Source organism: Lentzea aerocolonigenes, assembly GCF_000974445.1.
GTDB lineage: Bacteria > Actinomycetota > Actinomycetes > Mycobacteriales > Pseudonocardiaceae > Lentzea > Lentzea aerocolonigenes.
On sequence record NZ_BBOJ01000007.1, the window covers coordinates 115,756 to 133,377 of the forward strand.

10 protein-coding genes are annotated in these 17,622 nt (G+C 68.3%); 3 read left to right on the top strand and 7 right to left on the bottom strand.

Translation table 11 applies throughout. The features are described from left to right. Positions 1 to 31 precede the first annotated feature (31 nt). Positions 32 to 3,136: a family 43 glycosylhydrolase gene (locus AOM45_RS15245; protein WP_030468592.1), complete on the top strand. Its 3,105-nt coding sequence runs from the start codon at positions 32 to 34 to the stop codon at positions 3,134 to 3,136. A 102-nt stretch (positions 3,137 to 3,238) separates the two neighbouring features. Here AOM45_RS15245 and AOM45_RS15250 read toward each other — a convergent pair whose 3' ends face one another. The 6 genes from AOM45_RS15250 to AOM45_RS15275 form a co-directional block, all read right to left on the bottom strand. Further along, a complete protein-coding gene (locus AOM45_RS15250) occupies positions 3,239 to 5,194 on the bottom strand; it encodes a family 43 glycosylhydrolase (protein WP_030468591.1) in 1,956 nt (651 codons plus the stop codon). Then, positions 5,191 to 6,930, bottom strand: a complete 1,740-nt coding sequence (locus tag AOM45_RS15255; protein ID WP_030468590.1) for a glycoside hydrolase family 27 protein — start codon at positions 6,928 to 6,930, stop codon at positions 5,191 to 5,193. Before AOM45_RS15255 ends, AOM45_RS15250 begins: the two co-directional genes overlap by 4 nt. Before the next feature lie 68 nt (positions 6,931 to 6,998). Beyond that, entirely contained in the window at positions 6,999 to 8,465 is a 1,467-nt protein-coding gene (locus tag AOM45_RS15260; RefSeq protein ID WP_081902226.1) for a glycoside hydrolase family 62 protein, read from the bottom strand. A 32-nt stretch (positions 8,466 to 8,497) separates the two neighbouring features. After that, positions 8,498 to 9,499 carry a cellulose binding domain-containing protein gene (locus tag AOM45_RS15265; RefSeq protein ID WP_030468588.1) on the bottom strand — a complete coding sequence of 334 codons (1,002 nt, stop codon included), beginning with the start codon at positions 9,497 to 9,499 and terminating at the stop codon, positions 8,498 to 8,500. 161 nt (positions 9,500 to 9,660) lie between these two features. Further along, complete coding sequence (locus AOM45_RS15270) at positions 9,661 to 10,713, bottom strand: LacI family DNA-binding transcriptional regulator (RefSeq protein ID WP_030468587.1); 1,053 nt, start codon at positions 10,711 to 10,713, stop codon at positions 9,661 to 9,663. A gap of 127 nt (positions 10,714 to 10,840) precedes the next feature. Next, a complete protein-coding gene (locus AOM45_RS15275; protein WP_030468586.1) occupies positions 10,841 to 11,599 on the bottom strand; it encodes a FadR/GntR family transcriptional regulator in 759 nt (252 codons plus the stop codon). Positions 11,600 to 11,857: 258 nt separating this feature from the next. On the opposite strand from AOM45_RS15275, the gene AOM45_RS15280 reads away from it, so the two are divergent. Further along, entirely contained in the window at positions 11,858 to 14,233 is a 2,376-nt protein-coding gene (locus AOM45_RS15280; RefSeq protein WP_030468585.1) for a ricin-type beta-trefoil lectin domain protein, read from the top strand. Positions 14,234 to 14,300: 67 nt separating this feature from the next. On the opposite strand, the gene AOM45_RS15285 is transcribed toward AOM45_RS15280, so the two are convergent. Beyond that, positions 14,301 to 15,683: a glycoside hydrolase family 6 protein gene (locus AOM45_RS15285; protein ID WP_030468584.1), complete on the bottom strand. Its 1,383-nt coding sequence runs from the start codon at positions 15,681 to 15,683 to the stop codon at positions 14,301 to 14,303. A 544-nt stretch (positions 15,684 to 16,227) separates the two neighbouring features. Here AOM45_RS15285 and AOM45_RS15290 point away from each other — a divergent pair. Next, positions 16,228 to 17,619 (top strand): glycoside hydrolase family 10 protein, encoded by a 1,392-nt coding sequence (locus AOM45_RS15290; RefSeq protein WP_030468583.1) that lies wholly within the window; start codon positions 16,228 to 16,230, stop codon positions 17,617 to 17,619. The last annotated feature ends 3 nt before the right edge of the window (positions 17,620 to 17,622 follow it).

Genomic DNA, 17,622 nt, shown 5'->3' on the forward strand with positions numbered 1-17,622 from the left:
ACACAACAAAATCCGGAAGGCAACAACAACGATGTTGTTATCCCTGCGCCATTTCGGCGTCGTTGTCGCCGTGACGGCCGCGTTGGTGACCATCCCTGCCACCAACGCGGCCTCCGCGGCCGAGTCACCGCTGCGCATCGCGGCGAACGCGTTGTCCGTGCCGAACCTCGACGAGGTCCGCGGGAACCTGACCCTGCCGACCGCCGGTGAGAACGGCACAACCGTCACGTGGACCTCGTCCAACCGCAAGGTGATCACGCCGACCGGAGAGGTGAGTCGTCCGCCCGCGGGCGGCAAGGCCGCCAAGGTCGTGCTCACGGCGAAGGTCAGCAGCGGCAAGCAGAGCACCTCCCGCTCGCTCACCGCGACCGTGCTCCCGCTGCCAGCCAAGGAACCACTGGCCGGCTACGGCTTCTTCTACTTCACCGGTGAGGGCAGCCCGAACGGCGAGCAGATCTACGCCGCCGCCAGCAACGGCAACAACCCGTTGCAGTTCACCGAGCTCAACAACGGCCAGCCGATCCTCAAGTCGAGCCTCGGCGAGCTGGGCGTGCGCGACCCGTTCATCCTGCGCTCCCCCGAGGGCGACAAGTTCTACCTGCTGGCCACGGATCTGAAGATCAACGGCGGCAACGGCTGGGACGCGGCGCAGCGCCACGGCAGCCGGTCGATCATGGTGTGGGAGTCGACGGACCTGCGGAACTGGTCGCGCCAGCGCAGCGTCGAGGTGTCCCCGCCGACCGCGGGCAACACGTGGGCCCCCGAGGCGCACTGGGACGCCAAGCGCGGCACCTACGTCGTCTACTGGGCCTCGAAGCTGTTCGCGGAGAACGATCCCGGCCACACGGGCGACTCCTACAACCGGATGATGTACTCGACCACGCGCGACTTCGTCACGTTCAGCCCGGCGAAGGTGTGGATCGACCCGGGCTACTCCGTGATCGACTCGACGGTCATCGAGGACAACGGCACGTTCTACCGGTACACCAAGGACGAGCGGAACAACACGTCGACCACGCCGTGCAGCAAGTTCATCACCGCGGAGAAGTCGACCGACCTGCTCAACCCGAAGTACGACTTCGTCGCGGAGTGCATCGGCAAGGCCACCGCGACCAGCCCCGGCCTCTCCGCCGGTGAGGGCCCGACCGGGTTCAAGTCCAACACCGAGAACAAGTGGTACCTGTTCATCGACGAGTTCGGCGGCCGCGGCTACGTGCCGTTCGAGACCACCGACCTCGCCTCCGGCAAGTGGACGATGTCGACCGGCGCCAAGCTGCCCGCCTCGCCGCGGCACGGCACGGTTCTCCCGGTGACGCAGGCCGAGCTCACCCGTCTCACCGCTGCACCGGCGCCGGTCAAGGCCGACGCCAAGGGCCTCGTCGCGCACTGGCCGCTCAACGCCGGCTCCGGGTCGGTCGCGGCCGACGCCACCGGGCACGGCTACGACGGCGTGCTGGCAGGCAAGACGTCGTGGTCCGGTGGGGCGTTGTCGCTGAACGGCGGGCACGTCCAGCTGCCGAACAACATGCTGACGGGCGCCGCGGCGGCCACCGTGTCCGCCGACGTGTGGATCGATCCGGGCCAGCAGACGCCGTACTTCCTCTACGGGTTCGGCAACACCGCGCCCGACGGGGCCGGCAAGGGCTACCTGTTCAGCACCGGTGACACGTACCGCGGCGCGATCGCGACCGGGAACTGGTCGACCGAGCAGGGCGTGAACTCGGGCAAGGCGTTGCCGCGCGGTGTCTGGAAGAACGTCACCCTGACCGTCGGCAACGGCGTCGAGGTGCTGTACCTGGACGGCGTCGAGGTCGCGCGCAACGCGAACGTGACGACCAAGCCGTCGGACATCGGCGGTGGCGTGACGGCGGCGAACTACCTGGGCCGCTCGGTCTACGCCGCGGACAGGAACCTCCTCGGCAAGATGAAGGACGTCCGGCTCTACAACCGCGCCCTGTCTGGTGCGGAGGTCGCCGGCCTGCCGTCGAACAGCACGGTGATCACCTCGGTCACGCTCGCGTCCTTGAAGGCGCCGGCGATCATCGACTCGGCGGCGAACACCGTGGTGCTGCCGGTCAAGCCCGGTACGGACCTGCGCCGGCTCGCCCCGCAGTTCGGTCTCGCTCCTGGCGCGAAGATCACCCCGTCCGGAACCGTCGACCTGCGCAAGCCGAAGAAGTTCACGGTCACCAACGCGTCCGGTGACCGTCGTGAGTGGACGGTCGAGGCCCACGAGATGCGCAGCCCGGTGCTGCCGGGCCTGAACGCGGACCCGAACATCATCGCGTTCGGCGACACGTACTACATCTACGCGACCACCGACGGGTTCGACGGCTGGAGCGGCACCAAGTTCTCCGCCTGGTCGTCGAAGAACCTCGTCGACTGGAAGGACGAGGGCGTGATCCTCGACCTCGGCCCGGACGTCAGCTGGGCGGACAGCCGGGCCTGGGCGCCCACGATCGTCGAGCGGGGCGGTAAGTACTACTTCTACTTCTGCGCCGACGCGAAGATCGGTGTCGCGGTGTCCGACAAGCCGGCGGGCCCGTTCGTCGACTCGGGCAAGCCGCTGATCGCCCGCAACCCCGGCGGTGGCCAGGCGATCGACCCGGCGGTGTTCGTCGACAAGTCCGGCCAGGCGTACCTGTACTGGGGCAACGGCGAGGCCTACGTGGTGCCGCTGAACGCGGACATGGTCTCGTACGACGCCACGAAGATCACGCGGCTGAACGGCCTGGACGAGTTCCGCGAGGGCCTGTTCATGGTGGAGCGCCAGGGCACGTACTACCTGAGCTGGTCGATCGACGACACCCGCAGCGAGAACTACCGCGTCGGGTACGCGACTGCCACGAGCCCGCTCGGCCCGTTCACCAACCGCGGCCTGATCCTCCAGAAGGACCCGAAACTGGGCGTTCTCGGCACCGGTCACAGCTCGATGCTGCGCGTGCCCGGCACCGACGACTGGTACCTGGTGTACCACCGCTTCGCCATCCCCGGCGGGGACGGGACGCACCGCGAGACCACGATCGACCGGATGAGGTTCAACCGCGACGGCACAATCGCGCCGGTGGTGCCGACCCTGGAGAGCGTGGCGCCGCAGAAGATCCGGCGGCAGAACTGCCGGATGTTCTACAGCTGACCGCGCGCTTGTCGTGGATCCCGCACCGGCCGCTGGTGCGGGATCCGCGGCGCCTCACGTGCGGATCCCGCACCGGCGATCCGGTGCGGGATCCGCCGCATCTCACGGGGTCGACAGCTCGAACCGCTGCACGTTCACCGCTCCGCCCAGCGCCTGCGTGGCGTGGTTGAAGATGCCGAACCGGTACCCCATGAAGAACTGCCACTCGCTCTTCAACGTGAAGGCCGTCCCGAGCGGCGTGAACGTCACCCCGTCCGTGCTGTAGGAGAACCGGGCCTGCCTGCCACTCCCCGGCCGGATGTCCGCGTTGGCGCGCAACCAGATCCGGGTGCCGGTGAAGTTCGCGCTCGCGATCTCCGTGCCGGTGCCGGTGGTGTTCCAGTTGCCGTCCATGGTCAGCCCGTTGACCATGACGACCCGGTTGCGGCCGTTGTCCCGCTTGATCCCGATCCACGCCGACGAGTCGCGCAGCATCGCGAGTCCGGTGCGGTCGCCGTCGCGCATCGACGTGAGGTCGAGCGTGACGGTGCCGGTGGACGACGGTCCCTGGATCCGGTGGGTCAACGTGTTGCGGGCGTTGTACAGGTCATTGGTCACGGTGGCGGTGGACAACCGCAGGCCGTTGTTGACGCTGTACTTCGTGGTGTCCGGGTTGTGGTTCCACTCCCACTGCGGCCCCAGTTGCGTGCCCTGGAACGTGTCCACCCCTGTCATGGGTTTGACCTGGCGTGGCGGGGCCGGCAGGTTCGGCATCGGGTAGGTCGCGCCCCAGCCTCCGTTGACGGTGGTGATGCGCGGCCAGCCGTCGGCGGTCCAGGTGATCGGCGCGAGCACCGGCATGCGGCCGCCCGGGTAGGCGTCGATGAACGCCATGTAGTACCAGTCGCCGTTCTGCGTCTGCACCAGGCCGCCCTGGTGCGGCACTCCCGCGCCCTGCACCGGAGACGGCATGTTCAGCAGCACCTGCTGGACGGTGTACGGGCCGAACGGGCTCGACGCCTTGAGCACGTACTGGCCGTTCGCGGGCCTGGTCAGCCAGATGTAGTAGCTGCCGTTGCGCTTGTAGAACCTGGCGCCTTCCAGGGTTCCGATGTTGGAGGGCGTCTGGAACACCTGCTGCGACCGCACCTCGGACTTCCCGTCCGCCGAGAGCTGCGCGACGCTGATCTGGGTGTTGCCGTACGCGACGTACATCGTGTCGTTGTCGTCGACCAGCATCCCGGCGTCGTAGTAGCACTTGTTGATGGTGGACAGCTTCGACCACTGCCCGTCGACCGCGGCGGCCGTGTAGATGTGGGTCTGGGCGAAGTCGATGCACCCACCCCAGTAGAACGTGTTGTTGCTCTTGCGGTGGTTGAGGAACGACGCCCAGATGCCGCGCACGTAGCCCCTGCCGCCGTTGAGGTCGTACTTGGCGCCGAAGTCCAGTCGCGGCACCGAGTGTCCGGCGTACTCCCAGTTCACCAGGTCGTAGGAACGCAGGACCGGCGCGCCCGGCGAGTAGTGCATGGTCGAGGCCGAGTAGTAGTACGTGTCGCCCACGCGGATGATGTCGCCGTCCGCGAAGTCCTGCCACATCACCGGGTTCTTGAACGTGGTGGCCTGTGGCGGCGTGGTCGTGGTGGTAGTGGTGGTGGTCGTCGTCGTGGGAGTTCCGGTGTCGTTGCAGGTGACACCGTTGAGCCGGAACGACGTCGGGTCGGGGTTGGCCGAGGTGAACGTGCCGTTGAAGCCGAACTCGGCCTTGCCGCCGGCCGGGATCGCCGCGTTGTGGGAGACGTTGCGCGCTTTCACCTCGCCGCCGCTCTGCGTGATCTCGGCGTTCCAGTGCTGTCCGACCTGCTGGCCAGAGGCGTAGGTCCACTCGAGCGTCCAGCCGTTGATCGCGTCACCGGTGTTCGTGATGGACACGGACGCGCCGAAGCCGCCCTGCCACTCGGAGGTCTTGGTGTAGGTGACCGAGCAGCCGGGAGCGGCCTGCGCGGCCGTGCTCGCGGCCAGTCCTCCTGCTACGAGGGTGAGTGCGGCGAGCGTCGCCGCGACGGGTGCGCGCCTCATGATCGTGACCACCTCTGGTTGGTCTGACCGTTGCAGGTCCACAGCACGAGCCGAGATCCGTTCGTCGTGCCCGACCGTTCTACGTCCAGGCACAGGCCCGCGTTGGCGTTGCGCAGTGATCCGTCGGATCCCAGCGTCCAGCGCTGGTTCGCCTGGCCGTTGCACGACCAGATGATCACGCGCGTGCCGTTGGCGGTGCCCTGGTTGTAGGCGTCGAGGCACTTGTCGCCGAACACGCGGACCTCACCGTTCGGCCAGCTGGTCCACTGCTGGCTCGCGGGGGTGAGGCAGTCCTGGATCACGGTGTTCGCCCCGGCGGCGGTGGAGGAGTTCTCGACGTCGAGGCAGCGGTTCGAAGCCGCTCCGCGCAGCCGCGAGGTGGTGGCCTGGATCGGGCTGCCGCCGGTGACCTTGAAGGCGACGACACCGTGCGCGGGGACCGAAGCGGAGATCGCACCCGAGCTCGCCGACGTGCCGCCGGTCCACAGGTCGGTCAGCGTCAGGTTCGTGCCGGACACGCCGATCTGGGCGGCCGTGGTGCTGATCGTCGTCGTGCCGCTCCCCCGGTTGAACAGGCCGACGGCGACCGTGCCGTCCGACAGCGGCTTGACGAACACCTCGGTGGCGCCGTCGTCACGCACTCGCCGGCCACCGGCGCCCAGAGCGTCCTGGTTCACCGCGATCAGCCGCGAGTTGCGCAGGATCGCGCTCACGTCGGCCGACATGGTGCGGATGTCGTTGCCCGCCATCAGGGGCGCGGCCATCAGCGACCACAGCGTGAAGTGCGAGCGGGACTCGGTGAGGGAGAGTCCTGGCCGTCCGACGACCAGCATGTCCGGGTCGTTCCAGTGGCCGGGGCCTGCCTGGACGGCGAGCGGGGCGGTGATGTCGAGGACGTTGCCCACGCCCATCGGGTAGCTGTTGACGTTGTTGTTCTGCCAGATGTCGAGCAGGTCCTCGGTGGTGCGCCACAGGTCGGCGACCTCGCCCCAGTTGTACTTGTCGCCGGTCGGGCTGTGGAAGCTGTTGGAGTTGATGCTGTAGACGATCGGACGTCCGGTGCCGCGCAACGCGTCCCGCATGATCGTGAACCGGGCGATCTGCTCGTCGCGGGTGCCGGCACCCGAGCACCAGTCGTACTTGAGGTAGTCGACGCCCCACGACGCGAACGTGCGGGCGTCCTGGACCTCGTGCCCCTTGCTGCCGGTCGCGCCGGGGAACGCGCCGGTGCCCTGGGCGCACGTCTTCTCGTTCGGCGCCTGGTAGATGCCGAACTTGAGGCCACGCGCGTGGATGTAGTCGCCGAGCGCCTTCATGCCGCTGGAGAACTTCGTGGGGTGCGCGCGGAGGTTGCCCTGGCCGTCGCGCTGCGGGTCGAACCAGCAGTCGTCGACGACCACGTACTGGTAGCCGGCGTCGCGCATGCCGGACGAGACCATCGTGTCGGCGGCCTGGCGGACCTGGGCCTCGGTGATGCCGCAGCCGAAGCTGTTCCAGCTGTTCCAGCCGAGAGGCGGGGTCAGCGCGGGGCTGCCGGGTGCGGCCGGGGTGACGTGCCCGGCGTCGGTGGCGGCCGCGGAACGGGCGGCGCGGGCCGCGGACGCGGCGTCGACCCCCGTACCCGCGGCGGACGCGGCGTCGGCGACCAGTCCGGTGCCCGCGGACGCGGCGGGTGCGGTGATCGTCGCGAGTGCTGTCAGCGCCGCGGCAACGAGGTGCGGCAGTCTCCTGGGCATCATCGCCCCTTTCTCGAAGCAGGGAGACGCCGCCGGTGCGGGTTTCCGGCGGCGTCGGTCCTGGGGTGTCAGCAGGTCGAGTTGGTCTGCGTCAGCAGGCCCAGACGCCAGGGCCAGTGGTTGTACTCACCACCCGCGCCCGGATCCATGCCCTGGTAGAGGAACTTGAGCTGGCAGGGGTTGATCTCCATCGTCTGGTCCACGCCGGCGCGGATCATCTCGCCGTGGCTGATGTCGCGCGTCCACTGTCCACTCGGGAACGTGACGTTGTTGCTCCTGGCGAACGGGTTGGACTCCTCTGCGGCCAGTGCGGTCCACGGGCCGGTGATCGCGGGCGCGGTCCAGGTGCGGAACCAGCGCCTGCCGTCGGACCCGATGGCCTCGTGCACCAGCAGCCACTGGTTCTTGCCCGCCACCTTGTAGACGTTGGAGGCCTCGAACAACCTGTTCTTGTTCGAGTCCTGCAACGCGATGACGGTGTTGGTGAACCCGTTGGGGAACTGGGCCATCGTCGTCTCGGAGCGGTAGAGGTGACCGTTGTCGTCGGACGAGAACAGGTAGCACTTGGCGGTGTCGCACACCAGCCAGAAGTCGACCCAGTAGCCGTTGCCGATGTTGTCGCGGATGATCTGCGGCATGCCGTTGGCGTAGAAGTTCTTCGGTGCCGACCACGACGACGGGTTCGAGATGTCCGTGGTCGTGGAGTACGACGCGTTCGAGCCCGTCTGGTAGACGAGGTACCAGAGACGTTGTGGCGCGAAGTAGAACACGTGCGGTGCGGCCTTGTAGCCACTGCCGACCGGTGTGCGATCGAGGTAGTAGTGCGGCGCCGAGGCGGCCTGCGACCAGTCGCTGAAGCTCGTGTACATCAGGTTGTAGCCGTTGGTGTACACCGAGGCGAACACGTGGTACTTGCCGTTGTAGTACACCACGCTCGGGTCCTTGACCGAGTACACGGTCGGGTGCGCGCTGTCCGGCTTCGGACTGATCAACGCACCGCTCGACGACCAGCGGAAGCTCGACGGCAGGTTGCCCACCGGCGGGTTGTCCGTTGTCGTCGTCGTGGTGGTCGTGGTCGTGGTCGTGGTGGTCGGGCCGACGTCTCCGGTGCACAGCGTGCCGTTGAGGGTGAACGCAGTGGGGTTCGGGTTGGTCGTGCCGGTGGAGGAACCGTTGAACCCGAACTCGACCCGGCCGCCCGTCGGGATCGCCGGGTTGTACGAGACGTTGCGGGCGGTGACCTCGCTGCCCGACTGGGTCACCTCGGCGTTCCAGGCCTGCTTCACCTGCTGGCCGGCACCGAAGCTCCAGGTCAGCGTCCAGCCGTTGACGGCGTCACCGAGGTTGGTGACGACGACGCCGGCGGTGAACCCACCGTCCCATTGCGACGGTGCGGAGTAGGTCACCGAGCACCCCGGTGCGGCCGCGGCGGGAGGCACCGTCACGGCGGCGAGCGCGGACATCGCGACGATCGGCACGGCCGCCAAGGCCGTGAGCCGGACACGGCGGGAGCGGAACAGTCGTGCGAGGAACATGATCACCCTTCGTCGTCGGAGGGAGGCAGGGGTCACGGACTGGCGCAGGTGGCGGCACCGACGGCCGGCGCACCGGAACCGGAGGCGAGGAAGCCGAACGTAGCGGTGGCGCCGGGGTCGACCGTGCCGTTGTAGGCGGCGTTCGTGACCGTGACCGACCCGCTGGCGGTGCCGCCCCAGATCTGGCCGATCGCGTGGCCGCCCGGCAGGGTGAACCGGACCGTCCAGCCGTTGATCGCGGCCGCGGTGGGGTTGGCGACGGTGACCTCGGCCTGGAAGCCTCCGCTCCAGGTGCTGACGATCTTCGACGTCGCCGTGCACGTGCCACCGGGCTGCTGCGGGTCGCCGATGCTGCCGGGCACCGAGGCGAGGGCGTTGTACCAGACCGTGGCCATCTTGCTGTAGCCCGCGGCGTTGGGGTGGATGCCGTCGGGGAGATCGGAGATCGGCACCGCCGGGTACATGTCGACCACGTGCACCCGCTTGCCCGCCGCCGCTTTCGCCCGCAGCAACGGCACGATGGCGGCGTTGAAGTTGCGCACGGTGCCGTCGGCGAACCGGATCGGGATGATCGTCGCGACGAACACCTCGGCGGACGGCGCCTGGTTCGTGATCTTGTCCACCAGCGCGGACAACCGTCGCGGTGCGCCGGCCGGGTCGCTGCCGTACATGTCGTTGGTGCCGATGTGCAGCAGGATCGTGCGCGGGGTGTAGGTGCGCAGCCAGTTGACGACGTTCGCGTCGATCTGCGCGATGGTCCAGCCGGGGTGGCCCTCGTGGTTGCGGTCGGGCATCGAGCCGGGACCGTCCGCCAGCGAGCCGACGAAGTCGACGTTGCGCCCGGCGGCCCGCAGCTTCGTGCCGAGATCGAGCCGGTAGCCGCCGATCGAGCCGCCCTGGGTGATCGAGTCGCCCAGCGGCATCACGCGCACCGGGTCGGCCGCCTCCACAGTGGACTGATCGGCGACAGCGGGTGAGACCGCCAGCAGGGTGGTGATCAGCGCGGCGCACAGAGCCTTGAGCGGGTTCGGCATGACAGAGCCTTCCCGGGAGGAACCGGACACGTGGTCTGTCAGCAATGTAACGAGGCCGTCACACTCGGTCAAAGCTAAACTTGTGAGCGTTAACGTTTAGCAAACAGCGTTCGACACTGTCGAATTCCGTTCGATGCCAACAAGATCTGTTAACGCAAACATCAGTGCGGCGGAGCCACCGACGCACCCTCTCGCACCGGCATCGGCACACGGTGGATCATCGGTGCCCGAGCACGGCGTTCACGCCGTTCCACCATCTCCACCAGCACCGCGACCGCACGCGCGCCGAGCTCGTAGTGCGGCAGGGCGACGGTGGTGAGCCGCGGGCGCATCCACGAGGCGATCGGGTGGTCGTCGAACCCGATCACCGACACGTCACCGGGCACCGACAGCCCGGCCTCACCCAGCGCCTGGTACGCCCCGAACGCCAGGCGGTCGTTGAAGCAGACCAGCGCCTTGGGCAGGTGGTGGCGCAGGAGCTCCCTGGTGGCGTCGTACCCGCACTCCGGAGTCCACTTCGGACACCGGTGCGCACTGACCACCTCGACGCCCGCCGACCCGAACACCTCGTGCAGGCCGAGCAGGCGCTCCACGGCCGCGATGCTGTTCGGCGGCACGTCGTACGGCCCTGGCCCCGCGCCGATCAGGTGCACACCGCTGTCGTGCCCCGCGTCGACGAGGACGTGCGCCGCCGACCTGCCGCCCCGCACCTCGTCGGACACGACGGACGGGGTGTCGCGTCTCGTCGCGGCCGCGGCGTTGAGCAGCACGGCGGGCCCGTGGTGCAGGCAGTCCGGCACCGCGACCGCACGCGTGTACATGGCGGCGAAGACGATGCCGTCGGCCCGCCTGTCCCGCATCGCCTCGACGAGGTCCCGCTCGACCACCGGGTCGCCGCCGGACTCCCCCACGAACAGCATGAACCCGCGCGCGTAGGCGGCGTCGACAGCGCCCTTGACCATGTCGCCCGCGAGGCCCGACGAGGCGACGGTGTCGGACACGAACCCGATCGTCCGCGACAGCCCCTCCGCAGGGCTCTGCGTCACGGTCCCGCGCCGGTAGCCCAGCTCCTGCGCCGTGGAGAGCACCCTCCGCTCGGCCGCCTCGGAGATGCGCAGCTCCCGCGCACGCCCTGTCATGACGAGCGACGCCGTCGTGACGGAGACGCCGCTCGCCGCCGCGACGTCGGCCAGTGTCACGCGCGTTCGTCCCATCACAGATCCGCCTCCCGCTGCCGTACGGGCCCCGGCCCAGGTCTCCTGGCCGGAGGTTCCACGAAACACCTGCGGTCACACGTGCTGCCGAACGGTCCCGGCGGAAGGGAGGCGTCCGGCGTGCGGGCTACCGTTCCAGGCGGCCCGGATCGCCCGCCTCACCGCGGCGCACCAGCCACGCCTCGGTGATGTGGGTGAACATGGCTTCAGCCGCACCGTCCGGGTCTCTGGCCGCGATGCGTTCGCAGATGCGCCGGTGCCCCTTGTTGGACGCCGTGCACAGGTCGCGGTCGCTGCGGCCCTGGTAGCCGGCCGCGTTGATCACCTGGCTCTCCAGCGACTTGATCACGCCGCGGGCGATGCGGTTGCCCGACGCCTGCATGATCACGTCGTGGAACAGGCGGTCGTGCTCCTCGTAGCTGCGGGTGTCGTCGACGAGCTCGTCCATCCGGTCCACCAGCGCGGCCAGCCGGTCCAGGGCCTCCTGATCGGCCGTGCGCGCGGCCACCTGGGCCATGTCCGACTCCAGCAACCGCCTCGTCACGACGACGTCGTCGAGGATCGCGAGGGTCTCGTCCTGCGCGATCGTGGCGCCGAGCACGAGCTCGTCGAGCATGTTCCACTGCGTTCGCGGGGTGACCGTCGTGCCCGCGCCCTGGCGGACCCGGACCAGGCCTTTCTCCTGCAGCACCTTCACCGCCTCGCGGATCACGGTCCTGCTCACCGAGAACGTCTCGCAGAGCACCGGCTCGGGCGGCAGGGTGGCGCCAGGCGGGTAGGTGCCGCGCACGACCCGCTCGACGAGCTCCGCGGTGACCGCCGCCGCGAGGTTCGCCGGTCTCCTGGTCCAGCCGGGGCCGGCGGGCTCTGACCGCGTCGCTGCCATGTCGCCTCCGTTGCGCTGCACAGCCCTGTTGTACCGGACTCGACATTATACGTAACACCATTGACGTCACACGTCATACGAGTTACGTTCCGATTGACCTGAACGGCAGAACGGCGCGGGGTGCCCGGCCGCGCTGCCGCGTGGTGCCGCAGTGGCGAAGTTCTGACGCCACAACAACTCCCCGACAGTCCACAAAGGATACCGAGCTGCCCGAGTCCGCCGCCACGGGAGGGTGATCCAGCCACACCAGGAGGTCCCTTGTCCACGTCCTCGTTCTCCGCTGTGCGCGGGCGGATCGCCGTCGCCGCCACAGCGGTGGTGATCGCCGCGCTCGCCACCGCCCCTCCCGCCTCCGCGGCCACCACGACGCTGTACGCCTCCCCCACCGGCACCGGAACCACGTGCACCACCGCGGATCCGTGTTCGCTTCCGGCGGCGCAGGCGGCGGTGCGGTCGCTCACCGGTTCGATGTCCGGTGACATCGTCGTGGAGCTCGCCGACGGGGTGTACCGGCTGAGCCAGCCGCTGCGGCTGACGGCCGCGGACTCCGGCACCAACGGCTACCGCGTGCTGTGGCAGGCCGCCGCGTCGGCGCGCCCGGTCATCAGCGGTGCCAGAGCGGTCACCGGGTGGTCGGTCGCCGACGCCGGGAAGAACATCTGGCGGGCGAACATCGGCACCGGCGTCGACAGCCGCCAGCTGTACGTGAACGGGGCGATCGCCACCCGTGCGCGGACGCAGGTCAACCGCTCCGACTTCACGTTCACCGACACCGGCATGCGCTTCTCGAACAGCGCGCTGAACTACCTCAACAACCTGGCGAACCAGAACCGCGTCGAGGTCGAGAGCGTCAACTCGTTCACCGACCGCTACTCGCCGGTGCAGAGCATCAGCGGCAACTTCCTCACGATGCAGCAGCCCGCGTGGAACAACAACACGTTCGGCTACGACGCTCTCAACAACCCGTTCCGGGCCGGGCCGCTCTACCTGGCGAACGCCTACGAGTTCCTCGACGCGCAGGGCGAGTGGTACATCAACCCCGGCCAGGGCGCGGTCTACTACATCCCGCGCGCCGGGCAGAACATGAGCAACGTCAGCGTCGAGCTGCCGGTGCTGCAGTCGCTGGTCAACGTCGGCGGCACCTACGACGCGCCCGCGCGGGACATCTCGTTCAGCGGCATCACCTTCACCGGCACGTCGTGGCTCGGCCCCAGCAGCAACCAGGGCTTCGCCGACCAGCAGACCGGTGCCTACATCTCCGGCAACTGGAACTGGCCCGCCGACCGGCTGAACTCGTGCAAGAGCGGTTGCCCGGCGTTCGAGGCGGTCCGGCCGCACTGGTCCCAGATGCCCGCCGCCATCCAGATCTCCGCGGCCAGCGGCATCACCTTCACCGGTTCCCGTTTCACCAACCTCGGGCAGACCGCGATCGGCATCGGCAACGACGCCAACGCGCACGCCAGCGGTGTCGGGCTCGGCGCGTCCGGTATCACGATCACCAGGTCGGAGATCGACCAGAACTCGGCGGGCGGCGTCATCGTCGGTGGCGTGCGCGCCGACGCACACCACCCGAGCGACCAGCGGATGGTCAACCGGGACATCACGGTCAGCTACAACCGCATCCACGACCTCGGCATCGAGTACCGCGGCAACGTCTCGGTGCTCAACACCTACGTCAGCACCGCGACCGTGGCCCACAACGAGATCTACAACATGCCGTACTCCGGCCTGTCCCTCGGCTACGGCTGGGGCGCCAACGACGCGGGCGGCAGCAACCACTACGCCAACCGAGGGCTGTACAACTACCAGCCTCGTTACTCGACGCCCACCACCGCGTCCAACAACAAGCTGCTCAACAACTACGTCCACGACGTCATGCAGCAGATGACCGACGGCGGTTGCATCTACACGCTCGGATGGAACCCGAACGCGGAGATCAGCGGCAACTACTGCTTGCGCACCAACGGATGGTTCGGCCTCTACTTCGACGAGGGCTCCAAGTACTACCGCGCCACCGGCAACGTCTTCTCCGCCACCGGCACGTGGGCCACCGCCAACTACGGCGGCGGCGAGAACATGGGCAACTGGACCGTCACCGGCAACTGGTCGACCAACGGCAGCAGCAACGTGAACAACGGCGACCGCGGCAACGTCGTCAACAACAACACCGTGGTCTCCAACAACAACTGGCCGGCCGGCGCCCAGGCCGTGATGGCGAACGCCGGACCCGGTGGCACCGGTGGCGGCGGCCGGGAGAACGTCACGGTCGTCGGCACTCAGTCAAGCCGTTGCCTGGACGTCGCCAACACCAACAACAACACCCAGGCACGGCTCTGGGACTGCAACGGCGGTACGAGCCAGCGCTGGAACCACACGTCCGCCAAGCAGCTCACCATCGGGGGCAAGTGCCTCGACGCCAGCGGCAACGGAACGTCCAACGGCACCGCGGCGATCCTGTGGGACTGCCACGGCGGCCTGAACCAGCAGTGGAACGTCAACGCCGACGGCAGCATCACCGGCGGGCAGTCCGGGTTGTGCCTCGACGCCAGCGGGAACGGAACCGCGAACGGCACGCTGATCCAGCTGTGGACGTGCCACGGCGGCACCAACCAGAAGTGGACCCTGCGGGCCTGACACCAACGATGAACGGCGCTTTTGTCCACACGTGAACAAAAGCGCCGTTCATCGAGCAAACCAGGGGTCAGGAGCAGGCGGTGTTGTTCAGGGTCGGTGACGCGAACGGTGGCGTTGAGCCGTTGTAGTTCGCGTTGTAGCCGATCGTGGTCTGGCCGCCGGACGGGATCGAGCCGTTGTAGTCGACGTTGGTGACCCTGACGACGTCACCGGTGTCGTTCCACGTCCCGCTCCAGCCGTTCGTGACGGTGGCGCCGGGAGCCGAGAACGTGAGGGTCCAGCCGTTGATCGCCGCGCCGCGGTTCTCGATCACGATCTCCGCGTTGTAGCCGCCCTGCCACTGGCTGAGCACGCGCTGGGTCACCCGGCAGCCGCCGCCGGGGTTGTTGTTCGTCGTGGTCGTCGTGGTCGTGGTCGTCGTCGTGGTGGTGGTCGGGCCCGCCGCCATCGCCAGCTCGTAGGCGCGTTGCGGCACGAACTGGCCGGCCGGTCCGATGCAGCCGTCCGACTCGCCGGGCAGCTTCACCCACAGGAAGGCGGCGATCTTCGAGTCACCGGTGTTCGTCGTGCTGGGCGTGCCGATCGCGCGTCCCGGCGGGTCGCACCACTCGCTGCCCTGCGGGCCGTTGCCGTTGCGGCTCGTGTCGACGACCGCCTGGAGGCGTCCGTCGCCCACCGCGTTCAGCACGGACTTGGCGAAGTTCACCTCGTTGGCCGTGCGCTGGTAGTTCGACACGTTCGTCGAGATGCCGTCGGCGCTGTTGGAGATGTCCGCGCCGCGCAACCGGTTCGCGGCCTCCGCCGGAGCGAGCCAGGCGGAGTGCCCGATGTCGAAGTACACCTTCGCCTGCCCGGAACCGGACTTGAGCTTCTTGCCCGCGTAGGCGATGGACGCCTTCGTCTGGTTCTGCTGGTCCGCGCTCTGGCAGTTCGTCATCAACGGCAGCACGTCGGGCTCGAGCACGATCGTCGCCGGACGACCGGCCAGGCCCGCCGCCACCTCGTCCACCCAGGCCCGGTACGCCTGGTGGGACGGCGCCCCTCCACCGCTCGCACCGCCGCAGTCGCGGTTGGGGATGTTGTAGACCACCAGGATCGGGATCTTGCCCGCCGACGCCGCCGCGCCGACGAACGAGCTGACCTCCGAGCGGACCGACGAGGTGTTGGTGGTCGTGTACCACCGCGCCTGCGGCACCGAGGCGATCCGGTCGCGGATGACCGCCGCCCGCGAGTCACCGGGGTTGGCGGCCACCCACTTCGCGCTGGAGCTCGACGGGTCGACGTAGAACGCCGACTCCGCGGCGTGGACGGTCGTGCCGCCTCCCACGGCCAGGACGACGACACCGGCCACAAGAACACCGGCGCCCGCGCATGCGCCGGTCGCCCGCTTCCACCGTGACGCGGTGCCGTGGGGGCGGGGAGAAGGCGGCGACAGATCAGTTGCACTCATTCAGGTCCTCGCAGCGTCGTTGCTGATGCGGAACTAACACTCATGAGAGCGCTCTCACACACGGGCCGCAGCAGCTCCGCGACCTGGGGAAAGCGAATTCAGGCTCGGGCAAATGTAACCACGGCCCCCGGCACGGTCAATGCTAAAGCTGTTAGCTAGAACTTTAGCAGGTGTCGATTCGACGATTCGACGAATGCGATTCGATCGGGTGTTCCTGGGCTCCTGGGAGCGCTCCCGGAAGATTTGTACTCCGTTCAGCTCAATCTTTCCGCAAAAGCGCCGCCGAGTCCTTGTGAGCGTGAACACAGAGCTGTCACACTTCGAGACGGCGCACGTGGGTGAAGGAGACGGCAGTGAACATTCCCGGGCGCACGCGAGATTCCGGTGGCTACACCCGCAGGGCACCACACCTCGGGTGACAGCAAGGCGGCACCTTCAACGCACACACCGAGAAGCGGCACCGCCGCACCGGAGTCCACGTGTGAATCCGATCATCCCAGCCATCCCTCCCGGCATTCCCGGGCGTGTTTCGAAAGTGTGGAAGATGAAACTGACATCGAGGTCAGTGTCACTTGTCCCGATTGCTTCGACAGTGGCGGCGGCGACCATCGCCGCATCGTTGATCCTGACCACCAACGCGAACGCGGCAACCACTCTCGGCGCTGCCGCGGAGCAGAGCGGCCGCTATTTCGGCACCGCGGTGTCCGCGAACAAGCTGGGCGACTCGACGTACGTCGGGATCCTGAACCGCGAGTTCAACATGGTCACGGCCGAGAACGAGATGAAGATCGACGCGACCGAGCCGAACCAGAACCAGTTCAGCTACGGCAACGCGGACCGGATCGTGAACCAGGCGCGCAACCAGGGCAAGCGGGTGCGCGGGCACACCCTCGCCTGGCACTCGCAGCAGCCCGGCTGGATGCAGAGCATGTCCGGCACCGCGCTGCGCAACGCGATGCTCAACCACATCACCAAGGTCGCGACCTACTACCGCGGCAAGATCTACGCCTGGGACGTGGTGAACGAGGCCTTCGCGGACGGCAGCAGCGGCGGGCGTCGCGACTCCAACCTCCAGCGCACCGGCAACGACTGGATCGAGGCCGCGTTCCGCGCGGCCCGTGCGGCCGACCCCGACGCGAAGCTCTGCTACAACGACTACAACACCGACGACTGGTCGCACGCCAAGACCCAGGGCGTCTACCGGATGGTCCAGGACTTCAAGTCCCGCGGCGTCCCCATCGACTGCGTCGGCTTCCAGTCCCACTTCAACCCGCAGAGCCCGGTTCCCTCGAACTACCAGACGACCCTGCAGAACTTCGCCAACCTCGGCGTCGACGTGCAGATCACCGAGCTGGACATCGAGGGCTCCGGCAGCGCCCAGGCGTCGAACTACGACCGCGTGACGCGGGCCTGTCTCGCCGTGACGCGGTGCGCCGGCATCACGACGTGGGGCATCCGCGACACCGACTCGTGGCGCTCTTCCGGCACCCCGTTGCTGTTCGACGGCGGCGGCAACAAGAAGGCCGCCTACACGTCCGTGCTGAACGCGCTGAACGCGGGCGGCCCCGGCCCGACGACCACCACGACGACCACGACCACCACCACGACGACGACCACCACCACGACCACCACCAACGGTCCTGGCCCCGGCGGCTGCACCGCGTCGGTGTCGCTGAACCAGTGGGGCGAGGGGTTCGTCGCCACGGTCAAGGTCACGGCCGGCTCCTCCGCCCTGCGCGGCTGGCAGGTCGCGACGACCCTGTCGTCCGGCACGGTCACCAACTCGTGGAGCGCGAACCGCAGCGGCAACAGCGGAGCGATCACCTGGTCCAACGTGGACTACAACGGCTCCGTGCCCGCCGGTCAGTCCACCGAGTTCGGCTTCCAGGGCACGGGTAGCGGGGCGAACCTGAACCCCTCCTGCACCGCGAACTGACTC